Source organism: Knoellia tibetensis (assembly GCF_048606415.1).
Classification (GTDB): Bacteria; Actinomycetota; Actinomycetes; order Actinomycetales; family Dermatophilaceae; genus Knoellia; species Knoellia tibetensis.
In genome coordinates this window covers 1,562,485-1,575,714 of sequence record NZ_JBMBWF010000001.1, presented here as the reverse complement: position 1 = coordinate 1,575,714, position 13,230 = coordinate 1,562,485, and the positions used below count along the sequence as shown (strand labels likewise).

The 13,230-nt window shown below is 67.9% G+C and carries 12 protein-coding genes; 11 read left to right on the top strand and 1 reads right to left on the bottom strand.

The genetic code is table 11. The annotated features are described in order from the left end of the window. Window positions 1–196 precede the first annotated feature (196 nt). The 5 genes from ACOJV7_RS07500 to ACOJV7_RS07480 all read left to right on the top strand — a co-directional run bounded on the left by ACOJV7_RS07500 (window position 197) and on the right by ACOJV7_RS07480 (window position 5,240). Complete coding sequence (locus ACOJV7_RS07500; protein ID WP_420189509.1) at window positions 197–1,270, top strand: C40 family peptidase; 1,074 nt, start codon at window positions 197–199, stop codon at window positions 1,268–1,270. A 173-nt stretch (window positions 1,271–1,443) separates the two neighbouring features. Beyond that, on the top strand, window positions 1,444–1,722 hold the full coding sequence (locus tag ACOJV7_RS07495; RefSeq protein ID WP_420189508.1) for a DUF6112 family protein: 279 nt from the start codon (window positions 1,444–1,446) through the stop codon (window positions 1,720–1,722). Window positions 1,723–1,760: 38 nt separating this feature from the next. Further along, window positions 1,761–2,504, top strand: coding sequence for a hypothetical protein (locus ACOJV7_RS07490; protein WP_420189507.1), 744 nt, complete (start codon window positions 1,761–1,763; stop codon window positions 2,502–2,504). Continuing rightward, on the top strand, window positions 2,501–3,787 hold the full coding sequence (locus ACOJV7_RS07485) for a type IV secretion system protein (protein WP_420189506.1): 1,287 nt from the start codon (window positions 2,501–2,503) through the stop codon (window positions 3,785–3,787). Before ACOJV7_RS07490 ends, ACOJV7_RS07485 begins: the two co-directional genes overlap by 4 nt. Before the next feature lie 16 nt (window positions 3,788–3,803). After that, a complete protein-coding gene (locus ACOJV7_RS07480; protein WP_420189505.1) occupies window positions 3,804–5,240 on the top strand; it encodes an SCO6880 family protein in 1,437 nt (478 codons plus the stop codon). 592 nt (window positions 5,241–5,832) lie between these two features. Here ACOJV7_RS07480 and ACOJV7_RS07475 read toward each other — a convergent pair. Continuing rightward, window positions 5,833–6,069, bottom strand: coding sequence for a hypothetical protein (locus ACOJV7_RS07475; protein WP_420189504.1), 237 nt, complete (start codon window positions 6,067–6,069; stop codon window positions 5,833–5,835). A 57-nt stretch (window positions 6,070–6,126) separates the two neighbouring features. Here ACOJV7_RS07475 and ACOJV7_RS07470 point away from each other — a divergent pair, with 57 nt between their 5' ends. The 6 genes from ACOJV7_RS07470 to ACOJV7_RS07445 all read left to right on the top strand — a co-directional run bounded on the left by ACOJV7_RS07470 (window position 6,127) and on the right by ACOJV7_RS07445 (window position 12,642). Further along, window positions 6,127–6,678, top strand: a complete 552-nt coding sequence (locus ACOJV7_RS07470; protein WP_420189503.1) for a type IV secretion system DNA-binding domain-containing protein — start codon at window positions 6,127–6,129, stop codon at window positions 6,676–6,678. Window positions 6,679–6,712: 34 nt separating this feature from the next. Then, complete coding sequence (locus ACOJV7_RS07465; protein ID WP_420190385.1) at window positions 6,713–8,530, top strand: TraM recognition domain-containing protein; 1,818 nt, start codon at window positions 6,713–6,715, stop codon at window positions 8,528–8,530. Window positions 8,531–8,996: 466 nt separating this feature from the next. Beyond that, complete coding sequence (locus tag ACOJV7_RS07460; protein ID WP_420189502.1) at window positions 8,997–9,641, top strand: hypothetical protein; 645 nt, start codon at window positions 8,997–8,999, stop codon at window positions 9,639–9,641. Further along, window positions 9,638–10,912 carry a CHC2 zinc finger domain-containing protein gene (locus ACOJV7_RS07455; protein ID WP_420189501.1) on the top strand — a complete coding sequence of 425 codons (1,275 nt, stop codon included), beginning with the start codon at window positions 9,638–9,640 and terminating at the stop codon, window positions 10,910–10,912. Before ACOJV7_RS07460 ends, ACOJV7_RS07455 begins: the two co-directional genes overlap by 4 nt. A 24-nt stretch (window positions 10,913–10,936) precedes the next feature. Then, window positions 10,937–11,257 carry a hypothetical protein gene (locus ACOJV7_RS07450; protein ID WP_420189500.1) on the top strand — a complete coding sequence of 107 codons (321 nt, stop codon included), beginning with the start codon at window positions 10,937–10,939 and terminating at the stop codon, window positions 11,255–11,257. Continuing rightward, the gene (locus tag ACOJV7_RS07445) at window positions 11,254–12,642 is read left to right on the top strand and encodes a hypothetical protein (RefSeq protein WP_420189499.1); all 1,389 of its coding nucleotides are present in this window, start codon (window positions 11,254–11,256) and stop codon (window positions 12,640–12,642) included. Before ACOJV7_RS07450 ends, ACOJV7_RS07445 begins: the two co-directional genes overlap by 4 nt. The last annotated feature ends 588 nt before the right edge of the window (window positions 12,643–13,230 follow it).

Sequence of the window (13,230 nt, the reverse complement as noted above, 5' to 3'; positions counted from 1 at the left end):
GCGAGTGCACGTGCGTCGTCGAGCTCTAGGGGTAGAGCCCCCGTAGGGCTGAACCTCGATCGAAGCCCCATGGCTCGTCCTCCGACTTCTGCCCAGATGACAACAGGGTGCCCGAAGCGGCCGACAATGCAACTCCGGCGCGCAGGCACGCACCTCGCCACGGCAGATGGTGCCCCACGGCCGGAGTCGACCCAGCATGACGATGACCCGTGCCGTTGTGGGTATCACTGGCATCCTGCTCCTGCTTGCAGGGTCGGTACTCGGGTTGGCAGCGGCGGTGACCGTCGCGCCCGCGGGAGACCCGTTGCCGCCGTGCGTCACCAGTGGCCCAGTCGCTGGCCTCTCCGACGCACAAGCCGTGAACGCACGGACCATCGCGGGGACCGCCGCGTCCCGAGGGGGCGGCCGCGCCCAGGTGGTGGCGCTGACGGTTGCCATCACCGAGTCCAACCTGCTGGTCCTTAGCAATCCCAACGATCCTGACGGGGCCGCCTATCCGCACCAGGGTGTGGGGAGCGACCACGACTCGCTGGGTCTGTTCCAGCAGCGCCCCGGGTGGGGGAGTGCAGCCCAGCGCATGGATCCTGTCGCCTCCACCAACCTGTTCCTCGACGCACTCCTCAAGGTCCGCGCTTGGGACTCCCTGCCGCCGCACGTGGTGGCACAGCTCGTCCAACGATCAGCATTCACGGGACACGCGTCAGCCAGCAACGGGTGGTCGGACACGATGGGCGGAAACTATCTGGCGCACCTCCCTGAGGCGACAGCACTCGTCTCCACCATCCACACTGACGCGTCCGGCTTGGACTGCGGCGCCGGCCGCGACACTCCCATGCCCCTGGGAAGCAGAGGTAGGCAGGGGCTGTCGCCCGACTTCACAATCCCCGCAGCCACTGTCCGGGCACGAGCAGCCGTTACCTACGCGCTTGCTCAAGTGGGGAAGCCCTACATCTGGGGTGGCACGGGGCCTAAGGGCTTCGACTGCTCAGGACTCATGCAGCAGGCATGGGGACATGCGGGTGTGTCAATCAGCCGCGTCGTCTCCACTCAATTGCGCGATGGAACCGCGACGACTCAGGCGCAGCTCCAACCGGGCGACCTCGTCATGACGCCAGGCAGCCTCGGCCCACTCGCTGCACCGGGACACGTCGGCATGTACATCGGGCGGGGAATGGTGGTGCGGGCGCCTAAGACAGGCGACGTCGTCGGGGTCGTGACCTACCGAGGCTTCGTGGCTAACGGACTGTCCGCACTTCGCCACATCGCCTGACGGGCTCCTCGCGCCGGCACCGCGTGGTTCCACTGGCATCACCCCTCGCCATGGTGATGTGCCCGCGCCCGCCAGAAGGCACGCACTGGAGACGACCCGATGGTGCCCCACTGCCGCGCTAGTCGCTCTGTACGCGGGACCTTCCCGCGTCAGCTGCGAAAGGTCACCGAGCCATGTTCCTCGCCGCCATTGACCCCAACACGTCAGGCCTTCCCGGCATCGCCGCCCTCGAGAAGATCGTGGGTGCGCTCCTCACCTACGGCCTGATCGCCGCCGTCGCGGGCATTGCCATCTCGGCCATTGCGTGGGCCCTCGGCTCGCATTCGTCGAACCCACACGTCGCCGGTCGGGGCAAGACAGGCGTCCTCGTCTCCTTGGCCGCGGCAATGCTGATCGGCGCCTCCAACACGCTCGTCAGCTTCTTCCAGAACGCCGGCTCGGCGGTGCACTGATGGGCCGGGCCAATCGCCTGCGGACCGTCCTGACGTTGATGGGCGGTGCAGCCCTTGCGACGGCGCTGGTCGTGTGGTGGATCGTCGCCACTGGGCGACCAGGCCACCCTCCCGAGCCGGCTCAAGGAGCGGTCACGGTTCAGCAGAATCCAGCGCCGGAACGTGACACCAGCCCAACTGGTACCCCGCCAATTCAGACGTCGCTCACTGACGAGCTTGCCCGCCTTGCTGACACACCGGCGATCCTGCCCGCACCGTCGGGCCGGATCGTTGGCGCCGCCACCGCCCACCCCGATCTCTATGCCGCCGCGTTCGTCGAGGCTCTCCTCACCCAGGATTACGCGCAGCAGCGAAACGCGAAGCTCGCGTGGGTCCAAGCCGAGTCGACGGCGACTACTGAGCCCTTGGTGGTCGGGCTCGTCCCAGTCGAGCTCCGGAGCAAGATGGCCGTCTTCTCGGTCACTGACACTGTGAACGGGACGGCACTCATCCCCACGGCCTCAGGTTGGGAGGACCTGCGCAGCAAGCATGGGCACGCCACCGTGCGGATCGACCGGGTCTCTGAGCCCCTTGCGTGGAGCAACGCAGTCCTAGGCGGACGCATTACCGACCCAGGGATCAGTGCGCGAGAGGTTGCGGCCACCGTCACCCTCGAGACAAACCGAGCGACGCTCCGGCGCAGCGTGGCACTGATCCTGCATCTCGAGGGACCTCCCGTCCGCCGCGAGTGGCGGTTCGTGACGGTTGTCGACTTCCGCTCTCTTCCAATGGGCGAGTCATGAGCTGCGACGGCATCCACGCCCTTGATCCGCTCTGTCAGGCCGCTGAGCTCGCACAAGGCGCGACCGGCACGATCGCGGACTCCGCGTTCACGCAGATCGCTGGCTATTTCGGTACGGCCGCTACCGGAGCCACCTCGTGGCTGTGGGAACAGATCGACGCCGCCACCACTTTGGACCTTCGATCGCCCACGCTGGCAACGGAGATGGGGGCGACCGCGGCAATCGCGGCCGTCCTATGCCTAGGCCTCTTCCTCGTACAGATCATGGTCTCGGCGATCCGCGGTCATCCGGCTTCTCTGGGGAGAGCTCTGACTGGCCTCCTCGTCAGCTTCCTCGGCTCGGCTTTTGCCTTGGCCACGACCCGCGTGCTCCTCGGCGCGGTCGACAGCCTCTCCGATGGTTTCGTCCGCTACACGCTCGACACCAACGTCGCTGGTCTGGGGGAGAAGATGGCATTCTTCGAACTCGCCACCATCCATAACCCCGCAGCTACGATTCTGATCTCGCTCGTCGTCCTGGCTGCGGTGGTCATCGTCTGGGCGGCGATGATGATGCGCAAACTCATGCTCGTGCTGGCGGCCGTGATGGCACCGCTCGCCTTCTCGGGAGCCACTGCGGACTTCACGCGTGGCTGGGTACGGCGATGGATTGAGTTCGTCGCAGCGATGATCGTTTCGAAATTGCTACTGGTCATCATCTTCAGCGTTGGCATCTCGGTGCTGAACGGCGCCGGAAAGCAAGGGACCGGCGCCGGACAGGTCAGCACACAGCTGGCAGGGGGGACTGTGATCCTGCTTCTCGGCGGACTTGCACCGTGGGTTGCGATCCGGATGTTCCATTTCGCCGGAGACACATTGCACGCCGCCTACGCCACGACCGGCCAAGCGGCCGCAGGTGGGCGCACCGTCATAAGCGCGCCTCAGAAGTTCGCGGCCGTCAAGAACACCAGCCGTTCTCTCATCGGGTATCCCGGCAGCTCATCGGCCGCGGGTCGCGGAAGCGGCGTTCGGACCTTGCCGGCCTCCCGCACGTCTCCCCCACCGCCACCCGCCGGCCCCGGCGCCGTCGGCGGGTCGGGGGCAGCCGGGACGGCCGCCTCCGGAGGTGCCGCAGCTGCCTCCGCCGCGGTCGTCCCGGCACTCGCGGTCGCAGGTACCGCGGCCGCCGTCAAGGGCGCCACCAGCCGCGCCGTGGCTGGCGTGGAGTCCGCCCAAACCACCACGAACGCCACGCCGCCGTCGGCAGAGGTATCACCCGTGAAGCCTCCGCGTTCCCAGGTTTAGGTAGGAGCAAATCGTCATGTCCCAACCCTCCAACAGTGACTTCACCGTCCGCTTCGGGCGCCTACCGCGGCGCGGGCTCATCCTCGGCTTCTCCGCCCCGCGGGTGTGCTGCTTCGCGGCCGCCACCGTCATTCTCCTCCCCGCCCTCTTCAGTGCCGGCGCATCCGGCGCCATGGTCACTTTCCCTGTCTGGATGGGGTTCGTGTTGCTCAGCTCGGTGCGGTGGGGTGGAAGGCCGGTGGTGGAGACGCTGCCAACCGCTGCACACTTCGCCCTACGGCGGACCCGCGGGCAAACTATATTCCGCGCCCGTCCGGAGAGGCCCAGACCGAAAGGCACGTTGGCGCTGCCCGGAGATGCCGCCCGCCTTCGCATCATCACGGCATCTGGGATGGCGGCGATCGTCCACGATCCCCATGACCACACCCTCACAGCCGTCGGGCTCGTTCGGCACCCCGCATACGTCCTGCTCTCGCCAGAGGAGCAGGAGCGACGAGTCCACTGCTGGGGACGGACCTTGGCGGCGCTGGCCAACACCAGTACTGGTGTCCGCCTGCAGATCCTCGAAGTAACACTTCCCGATGCCGGCCGCGGCATCAGCGGGTGGTGGGACACCCACCGTGTGTCCGATGAAGGCTGGTCGGTGAAGCAGTACGAGGAGCTGATGCGTCAGTGCGCCCCCTCATCGTCATCGCACAAGACCCTCGTCGCGGTGAGCCTGGACCTCCGCAAGATGCGTGGCCACGTACGGCAGTCCGGCCGCGGAATCGCGGCAGGCGCCAATGCCCTCCAACGGGAGATGAGTTCGATCGAGGCCGGGCTCCGAGCGGCGGACCTGACGCTCGCAGCCTGGCTTGACGACACCACGCTCGCCGCGACTTTGCTCGCTGCCTACGACCCAGCCGCCGATGACACCCAGGCACCAGACCTGACCACTGCCGGACCAATGGCTGTCGAGGAGCACTGGGACCACCTCCGGCACGACAGCGGTCACTCCAGCGTGCTCTGGATCCGTGAATGGCCCCGCGTGCCTGCACCCCCTCACTTCCTGCACTCGATGATCTTCCAGCCAGGAATTCGCAAGACCCTCTCGATCACCCTCGAGCCGGTTCCTGCCGACGTCGCGATCCGCGACATCCGCAAAGCCAAGGTCGAGTACCTCACCGACGCTCACCAAAAGGCCAAGATCGGCATGCTCGCCGATCTATCCGACGCCGCCGAGCATGCCGACGTCCTCGAGCGCGAGAGTGCCCTCGTCGCGGGACACAGCGACCTGCGCTTCACCGGACTGATCACCGTCACGGCCGCCACGCTCGATGAACTTCAGTCGGTCGTCGCTGAGGTGACCAGGGCGGCGGTAGGCGCCGGTTGTGAGACCAGGCGCCTCTACGGGCAGCAGGCCCGAGCGTTCACCGCTGCCGCCCTCCCCCTCGCCCGCCGAATCAGCCGATGAACAAGCACTGGGCGTACTTCGAACCAGCAGGAGCTAGGCGACGCGTCCGCTGGCGGCCACTCAAGGGCGCGACCTCGGCAAGTCGGCGTACGAAGTCTCCTCACGTCACCGCGGAAGCGCCTCCTCAACTGGTGCCGCGAGGCGGCGAGCGCGGCCCCATGCGGCCCGCTCGTACCGGCAGCTTCGACTGCCCGGGCACCGAGGCACCTCTGACGTCGTCGCTGGCGCCTACCCGTTCCTCGCTGAGGCGGGCCTCGGCTCCCATGGCGTCTACATCGGCCAGGACGCCTGGTCCGGTGGCGGTTTCTGCTACGACCCGTGGACCCTGTACGCGGAGGGCACCCTCACCAATCCGAATGCGCTCCTCGCTGGGGTCGTCGGCAAGGGGAAGTCCTGCCTGGCGAAATCTATCGCGACCAGATCCATAGCCTTCGGTAGACGCGTCTACGTCCCCGGAGACCCCAAGGGCGAGTGGACAAGTGTCAGCCTCGCCGTCGGCGGCGCGGCCATCCGTCTCGGCCCCGGCACCGGGCATCGGCTCAACCCGCTCGACCCCGGCCCTCCTCGCTCGAACCTTCAAGAGGACGAGTGGCTACGAGTCGTCGCCGGACGCCGACGGTCGCTGCTCGGCTCCCTCGCGGAAGCCGCGCTGGGCCGACCCCTCGCCTCGCTGGAACACACTGCCCTCGATGCCGCACTCGCGGCTGCCGTCGATGGATCCGTCGTGCCCACCCTCCCGCTGGTCGTCGACACGCTGATCCAACCCGTCGCCGGCATCCCCGGCGCCACACCGGCCGAGCTCGCTCGTGACGGCCGAGACCTCGCGCACGCTCTTCGGCGCCTCGTCGCCGGCGACCTGGCGGGCCTGTTCGACGGACCGTCCACCGTGGCGTTCGACCCGTCACTCCCGATGGTCTCGCTGGACATGTCTGCGATCGCCGGGTCCGACGAGCTCGTGGCGATGGTGATGACATGCGCATCGGCGTGGATGGAGGCCGCGCTCACCGAGTCCAGGGCCGGCCAACGCTGGGTGATCTACGACGAGGCATGGCGGCTGATGCGTCAGCCTGCCCTGCTGGCCCGGATGCAGTCGCAGTGGAAGCTGTCCCGCGGGCTCGGCATCGCCAACATGCTCATCGTGCATCGGCTCTCCGACCTCGATGCCGTCGGTGACCGCGACTCGCACGCGCGAGCCCTCGCGAAAGGGCTCCTGGGCGACTGCTCGACCAAGATCATCTACCAGCAGGAGACCAGCGAGGCCGCCCACACCGCGTCTCTGCTGGGACTCACGACGGCTGAGCGCGCTCAGCTACCCGACCTGCAGCGTGGAGAAGGTCTCTGGCACGTCGGCCAGCACGCCTTCGTCGTGCGGCACGTGACCACTCCCGACGAGCTCACCCTGTTCGATACCAACCAGAGAATGGTGGTCGACGGCTGATCCTGTGCGTTACCCACAGACGGTGTCATCGCCGATGGTGGCCCCGCCCCCAAGTTTGCTCCACATGGCGACCAGAAGCAGGACGGCACCTCGAACCGACAACTTGTCAGACCGACGCCTCGCGGTGGCTGTCGCCTCGATCGCCGGACTGTGGATGGTGCTCACGGCGGGGGCGACCACGTCGTGCCTGGTTCTTGGATTGCATCCCCCGGCGCCAGCGGTCGGACCGCCCTTTGCCGCGTTGGCCATGCCAATCCACTTGGCTCGCGCCTGGGGCCGGGAGATGCCGTCGCCCGCGGCGTACTGGGGCACAACGCTCCTCATCGCCGGAGTGGCAGGAACGTTGGCGATACTCGGAATGCGACGGCTCGCGGGAAGGCAAGCGGCACCGGGCGCGTTCCTAGGCGCCGCCTCCCGTGGCGAGGCACAACGGGCGGCCGGTGGTGCACTGCTGTTGGCCCGACACCAAGCCCTGCGCCCTTCGCTGCGCAAGCCTGCGATCGCGGATCTCGGGTTTCGACTGGGTCGCTCTCAGGGAGTGGTGTGCCACAGCTCGGTCGAGGACTCCGTCGTCGTCCTCGGGCCTCCCCGCTCGGGAAAGGGCCTGCACCTTGCTGTTCCGTTGATCTTGGACGCCCCGGGTGCCGTTGTCACAACGAGCACGCGACCCGACAACGTCGCCATCACCATGCGGGCCCGATCTCGGCGTGGTCCGGTCGCGGTGTTCGACCCCCAGCGTCTTGCGCCGGAGATCTCGTCGACGACTCGATGGTCGCCGGTCCGCGGATGCGAGAACCCGCACACCGCCATGATCCGCGCGAAGGCTCTTACCACTGGCACCGCCTCAGGGACTACGGACTCCACTTTCTGGCAGGCGTCGGCGGAACAGGCCGTCCGCTGTCTCCTGCACGCGGCGGCTCTCGGCGGATGCACGACTGCCGACCTTTACCGGTGGTCGCTTTCCGCGGTCCAGGCGCGCGAGGCGGTAATGGTGCTCGCTTCCGACGAAGCTGCTGCGCCTGGGTGGCAGCACGCGCTCGACGCACTCATCTCCACCGACCCTAAGCAGCGGGATTCGGTCTGGGCTATGGTCACGATCGCCTTCGGCGCGCTCGCCGATCCGACTGTCCTCGATGCCCTGTCCCCCGATCCACTCGACGCGTTCGACCCCGAGATGTTCCTCAGCCACAGCGGCACTGTGTATGTCCTCGGTACCTCGAGCGGAGCGGCCGCCACCTCAGGGTTGGTCGCGGCGTTCGTTGAGGATGTGCTGGAGGTCGCCCGGCGCCTGGCGGCAGCATCGCCAGCGGCACGCCTCGACCCGCCATTGACGTTGGTTCTTGACGAGGCGGCCAACTACCCTCTGCCGTCGTTGCCCTCGCTGATGTCCGATGGCGGCGGGTCGGGCATGTGCCCGGTCGTAGTCCTGCAGTCGCTCGCTCAGGCGCGCACGGTGTGGGGCGAGCACGCCGCGGCCGCGATCTGGGACGCCGCCATCGTCAAGGTTATCCTCGGCGGCGGATCCCATGCGCGGGACTTGGATGACCTCTCCACCCTCATCGGTCAGCGCGTCGAGACGGTCACGTCAACCACCAGGAGCCGTGACGGCCACACGACCACGAACACCTCGACCAGCCAGGTGCCGATCCTCCCGCCCTCAAGACTGCGCACGTTGCCTTTTGGGACCGCGGTGCTGCTCCTTCGCGCTGCTCCCCCCATCGCGTTAGCTCTTCAGCCGTGGACCCGCCGCATGGACGCGGCCCAACTCAGATCTGATCGCGCAGCGATCGAGGCACGGCTGCGTCGCACCCCGGCGTCTGCACCGCCGGCAGGGGGCACGGGACATGGCTGACGGCCGCGACCCATTCCGGGATCCGGCTGCGACCCGCGAATGGCTGCACCGGTCGGGAGGACCGACGCACGTACCGTCCCTCAGCGGAGAAGAACGCACCCACCTCGTGGCCCAGCTCGTGGAGTGGGTCGATCAGCTCGGCACGCGGTTTGCCCTCGACGCCCGCGCGCTTCCGAGCTGTTGGAACCAGCACCCAGGCATGGTCGAGGCTCTCACGGCGCTACGCGACTTCGAACGGGGCTGCTTCACGGAGACCGCTCCCGCGACGGCCGCCGTCGAGTTCCTTGGGGCGCTCCAACACATCCAGGCCTTCCTTGTGGACCAGATGGCCCTTCTCGGGTGCACGGCACAGGCGCACCGGCCGCCAGGGCCGCGGTGGCCCGGTAGTGCCCCCCGGGGGCAGTGAGCCTCAAGGACGGGCGGGGCCCGGCGCGGCATGTCCGCCCGACAGCTAGGAGGCCGACCCATGGCCGAACTCACCAACGAGCATGCGACGGTGCTCAGGCAGCTACTCGAGCTGGCCCAAGACGCCCACGACCACGTCGACCTAGAAGACCCGATGGACTACTGGTACCGCTTGGGGCAACGGAACGCTGACATCCATGCCGCGGTACTGATCGCATCTCATGGCAACGTGCCGGATGCGCAGGCGGTCGTCGACCAGGTCATCGAGGCGTTCAGGCGGGGAGGCTCATCCATGGATGAGCTCATGAGGGTCGCCTCGGCGGCGACCCACGGGCAGCCAGGCTCGGACCCGGCGTTGATCGCAAGGAAATGGCTTGGCCCAAAGGCCTTCCGCGCCGTCCACGGCGACCCCCAGACCATCGACATCTCCTACGGCTCCGCACGGGGGGACGATCACCAGACCAGCATCACGTTGCGCCGCAGGCCGGGCGAGCGCACCGGCCTGCTCTTCGCCCACGACCGCACCTGGGACGAGTACACCGTCCTCGCCAGCAACATCGCAGAGATCGACGTCGAAGCAATCTTCGCCGCCGCGTACCGGACCACCGGCCCGGTCACGGTCGAGCACCTCGCCGCCCAGGTGAGATCGCACCGCCACGATAGGCCGCGCCAAATGGTAGGCCCGGGCCCCGAGGTCCGGCGATGACGAGGGCTGAAGCCCGGGTGGACGTCGAGGTACTCCGCTCCCGGCATCCGCTGCCTGCGGTGGTTGAATCCACTGGAGTCGCCTTGCGCCCCACGGGGCGCGGCTTCATAGGCTGCTGCCCCTTCCACGATGACTCGACCGCGTCATTTTCCGTTGACGGCGTGCCCGACCGATACCACTGCTTTGGCTGCGGCGCCTCCGGCGACGTCATCGACTACGTCGCAAGGCTCAAGGGCCTGTCGTTCCTCGATGCCGTCGCTAGCCTTGAGACCGGCGGCTTCCCGGCCGCAGCCGCGCACCCACGCCAAGGCATGGCCGCAAGCGTGGAGCCGCCGAACTGGCCCACGCGGCCGCGGGCGCACGAGATCCATGAGCTCGCGTGGGCGTACTTCACACGACCCGTGGCCCACGCCACCGCGGCGGCATATCTCCGGCGTCAGCGCGGCATCGACGTCCGCGACCTCGAGAGCGCTCTTGGCCGGTCGGTCGTCGGCCTTGTTGGGAACGGTTGGACCTCGCTGACTGACCACCTCACTGGTCAAGGCGTAAGCATCGACGAGCTGCTGGCCCTCGACCTAGTGCGGACGTCATCACGGGGCACGGTCATCGACGCGCTGCGCTCCCGAATCGTACTGCCGGTTATGGAATCCGACACTCACATCCGTGGCTTCTTGGCCCGTGACACCACGGGCCACCCGCGTGTGCCGAAGTACCTGAATCCCACTCGCACCGTCGTCTTTGACAAGTCGAAGACGCTGTACCGAGCTGACCACCGTGAGACCCCACCTCAGGCAACAACCGTCGTAGTCGAGGGTCCACTCGACGCCCTGGCGATCGCCTGCGCGTCAGCCACTGCCGGCAACTTGGACGCCCTGCGCGCCGTGAGCACCGGAGGTACCTCCGTCAGCCGGCATCAGGTCGACGCGATCGCCTCGGCACCCGGCTTCGTTGTCGTGGCACTCGATGCCGACACCGCCGGGATCAACGCGACCCATCGCCTGCTGCACGCGCTCGACCGCCACCCGCGGCCACCTGCCCGTGTCCTCGTCGCGCAACTCCCAAGCGGCGGTGACCCGGCGAGCTGGTTGGCCCCAGACCTCACACGCGTGCTTTGCCTTGATCCTGACACCCATCCCGGCCGGGGTGGACCACGACCCGTCGCTGAGGCGGTCGGACCATCCGCCACGGTCGCCGCACGGGTCCCCGCGGACAAGCTGCAGAACAGCGACTGGGGGCACGACTCTCGGCCAGCGCCCGCACCCACCCTTTAGCACCGCTCTGAGAGGGAGAAACGAATGATCCGCACAGCCGACGACCTCATCGCCGAGGCCACCCGCCGCCTCGGTTGCGCGGCCAACCTCGCCCAGCAACCCGACACCCCCGCGGGGGATGCCTTTGCTGCACAAATTCGACTCACGCGGGCGACGCTGACGACCGCCCCATCGGGCGAGGTTCCCGACGATCCACGGGGGACGAGCGTCGTCGCCGAGCTCGAAAGGGCCCTCGCCGCGCTTGACCTGATCGACCCGCTCGAGGGGCCGCCCGAGCTCCTCCTTGCCGCTTGGAACATCGCCGAGCTCACCCGCCTCGCCCGCCGCAACCAGCACCCCGCATGAGCAGCACCACCGCGGGCGACCTGCTCACCCGAGCCCACCACCTCACACGCATACTGCGCGACAGCAACGACCCGATCACAGCAGACCAGTGGCGCACCTTCGATGCGACCGTGCATCGGCTCCTCCAACAAGTCCTCGGCCCAGACGGCCGCAACGTACCGCTCGGGGACCGTCGACGCCTCTTCCTCGTGAGCGTGCTGCGCGGCTACCCCGCGCATCCAGGTCAACCAACTCCCGAATCGCGACATGACCGCCCGGACCACCTCGGGCCAGATCAGGATGCCCCGGTCGAGCCCCTGCGGACGACAGCGAGCAGGCACCTCAGGGTCGTCAGAGGCGCTCCTCACGGCTTCGCCGCTACCCAACGACTCGACGCCCCCTGCGACTCCGCAGTCCCAGCGGACCCGACCGACCCCCACCCTCTCGCTCGGCTCTCGTGCACCCTCGGCGTCCTCTCGGACCTGGTGGACCAGACACTCCAGCCGACCGGCCGATGGCTCGAACGACTCGATGAGCTCGGCTACGTCACGCGACACATCACCTGCATCGCACTCATTGCTGCCCGTCACACCCTCGCGCGCGGGCAGCTCGCTGACCTCGACCGCCCTCTGCGTATCGCGCAGTTCGCGGAGCAGGTGGTGGAGCTCCTACAAGTGATGGAGCCCGTTCCCCCGCCGCCGCTCTACCGGGCAAGGGTCACATTCAGGTATGCGTCTCCGACCAGCAGCCAAGAACGTCTACGCATTGCGTGCGACGAGTGGACCAAGACCGCGCTGCGCGAGGTGGGCAGGTCCCTCCCCAACGCGGAAGCGCTCCGAACCATTGCCTACCAAGGCGCCCACCTCTCCGCTGTCACCCTCGAGGTTGGGAAGTGTGTCGGCCTGCCTGAAGACCACGTTGAGGCGCTCGGCAATGTCACAGCCCACCTGCGGGCCGCCGGCAAGCCCTGGGACCACCTCACCACCCTTAACCGGCCCACCCAGCAGATGATCCCGGCCAGTCGCGCCCTCTTCGCCGAGTTGGAGGCAACAAGGGCGCGGCTCACCGATCTCGGGCCGGTCGAATCGCGGAAGGCCCTCGAGAGCCTCACCGTTGCGCTCGACGACGTAACCCACGTGATGAGCCGAGCCCGTTCGCTGCCGGAGCGGCTCGTTCGCTCGAGGCTGGTGTTCGCGCCCGCTCGTCGGCTGCGTGCAACACCGGAAAGACTCGCGGACATCGCCAAAGGCCGGTACGTGCCGGTCACCCTAGAAGACGTCCCCGACCTGGGGGGCACGTGGCTTCGGGCAGCCAGCTCGCTCGAGTGGGCGCAACGCACAAGACAGCGGAGCGCAGTACACACCCTGGGGCCCCTTCGGGTCGGGATCAGCCCGTCACTCGGCTAGAGCCCGTCCTCGCCGTCGATCGGCTGGCTGAGCGGCTCCGAACTGCTCTGGAGCTCCAGTCCCCCGCGATCGACGTCGCCCACCTGCACGGCGCGCGCAGCTCGGCAGTCCGCCGGATCGTCTCGGCAATCCTCAAGGGACCAGTTTGGCTTCGATCCTGTGACCGTGATGGCCCCGCACTTCTTCGTGATCGTTCCGAACTCCAACTGGAGGGGGGCGGCCGCGCGCGCGCGCCCATTCGTCCGTGTGACACATTGGGTAGGAGCCATCTTCGGCGACCCTCGCCGAGGATTAGACGCTCTTGCATGCCACGGCTTCGGCTACAACCTGAACAGTGAGCAGTTGGCGGCGTCGCGACACTGCAGCAGCAAACTGCAGCAGTAGTGCCGCTGAACCTGGCGATGCTTCGGCCAGCGACGAGGCCGGTCGTGCGTGGACGGGGCTCAGTGTCGCGCTCCGAAAGTCTTTGCAAGCAAGGGGTCAGGGGTTCGAGTCCCTTGCGCTCCACCACGTGCAATGCAGACCACCTGCCGTGCCCTGCAGAGCACGACCCGAGGCGGACCGATGACGCAGGCAGAGGTCGACGCT

Coding starts and splice junctions, on each gene's coding strand:
- ACOJV7_RS07445 (WP_420189499.1), top strand. CDS start 11,254: ATGAGCAGCACCACCGCGGGCGACCTGCTCACCCGAGCCCACCACCTC.
- ACOJV7_RS07490 (WP_420189507.1), top strand. CDS start 1,761: ATGGGCGGTGCAGCCCTTGCGACGGCGCTGGTCGTGTGGTGGATCGTC.
- ACOJV7_RS07495 (WP_420189508.1), top strand. CDS start 1,444: ATGTTCCTCGCCGCCATTGACCCCAACACGTCAGGCCTTCCCGGCATC.
- ACOJV7_RS07450 (WP_420189500.1), top strand. CDS start 10,937: ATGATCCGCACAGCCGACGACCTCATCGCCGAGGCCACCCGCCGCCTC.
- ACOJV7_RS07500 (WP_420189509.1), top strand. CDS start 197: ATGACGATGACCCGTGCCGTTGTGGGTATCACTGGCATCCTGCTCCTG.
- ACOJV7_RS07465 (WP_420190385.1), top strand. CDS start 6,713: ATGGTGGCCCCGCCCCCAAGTTTGCTCCACATGGCGACCAGAAGCAGG.
- ACOJV7_RS07480 (WP_420189505.1), top strand. CDS start 3,804: ATGTCCCAACCCTCCAACAGTGACTTCACCGTCCGCTTCGGGCGCCTA.
- ACOJV7_RS07460 (WP_420189502.1), top strand. CDS start 8,997: ATGGCCGAACTCACCAACGAGCATGCGACGGTGCTCAGGCAGCTACTC.
- ACOJV7_RS07455 (WP_420189501.1), top strand. CDS start 9,638: ATGACGAGGGCTGAAGCCCGGGTGGACGTCGAGGTACTCCGCTCCCGG.
- ACOJV7_RS07485 (WP_420189506.1), top strand. CDS start 2,501: ATGAGCTGCGACGGCATCCACGCCCTTGATCCGCTCTGTCAGGCCGCT.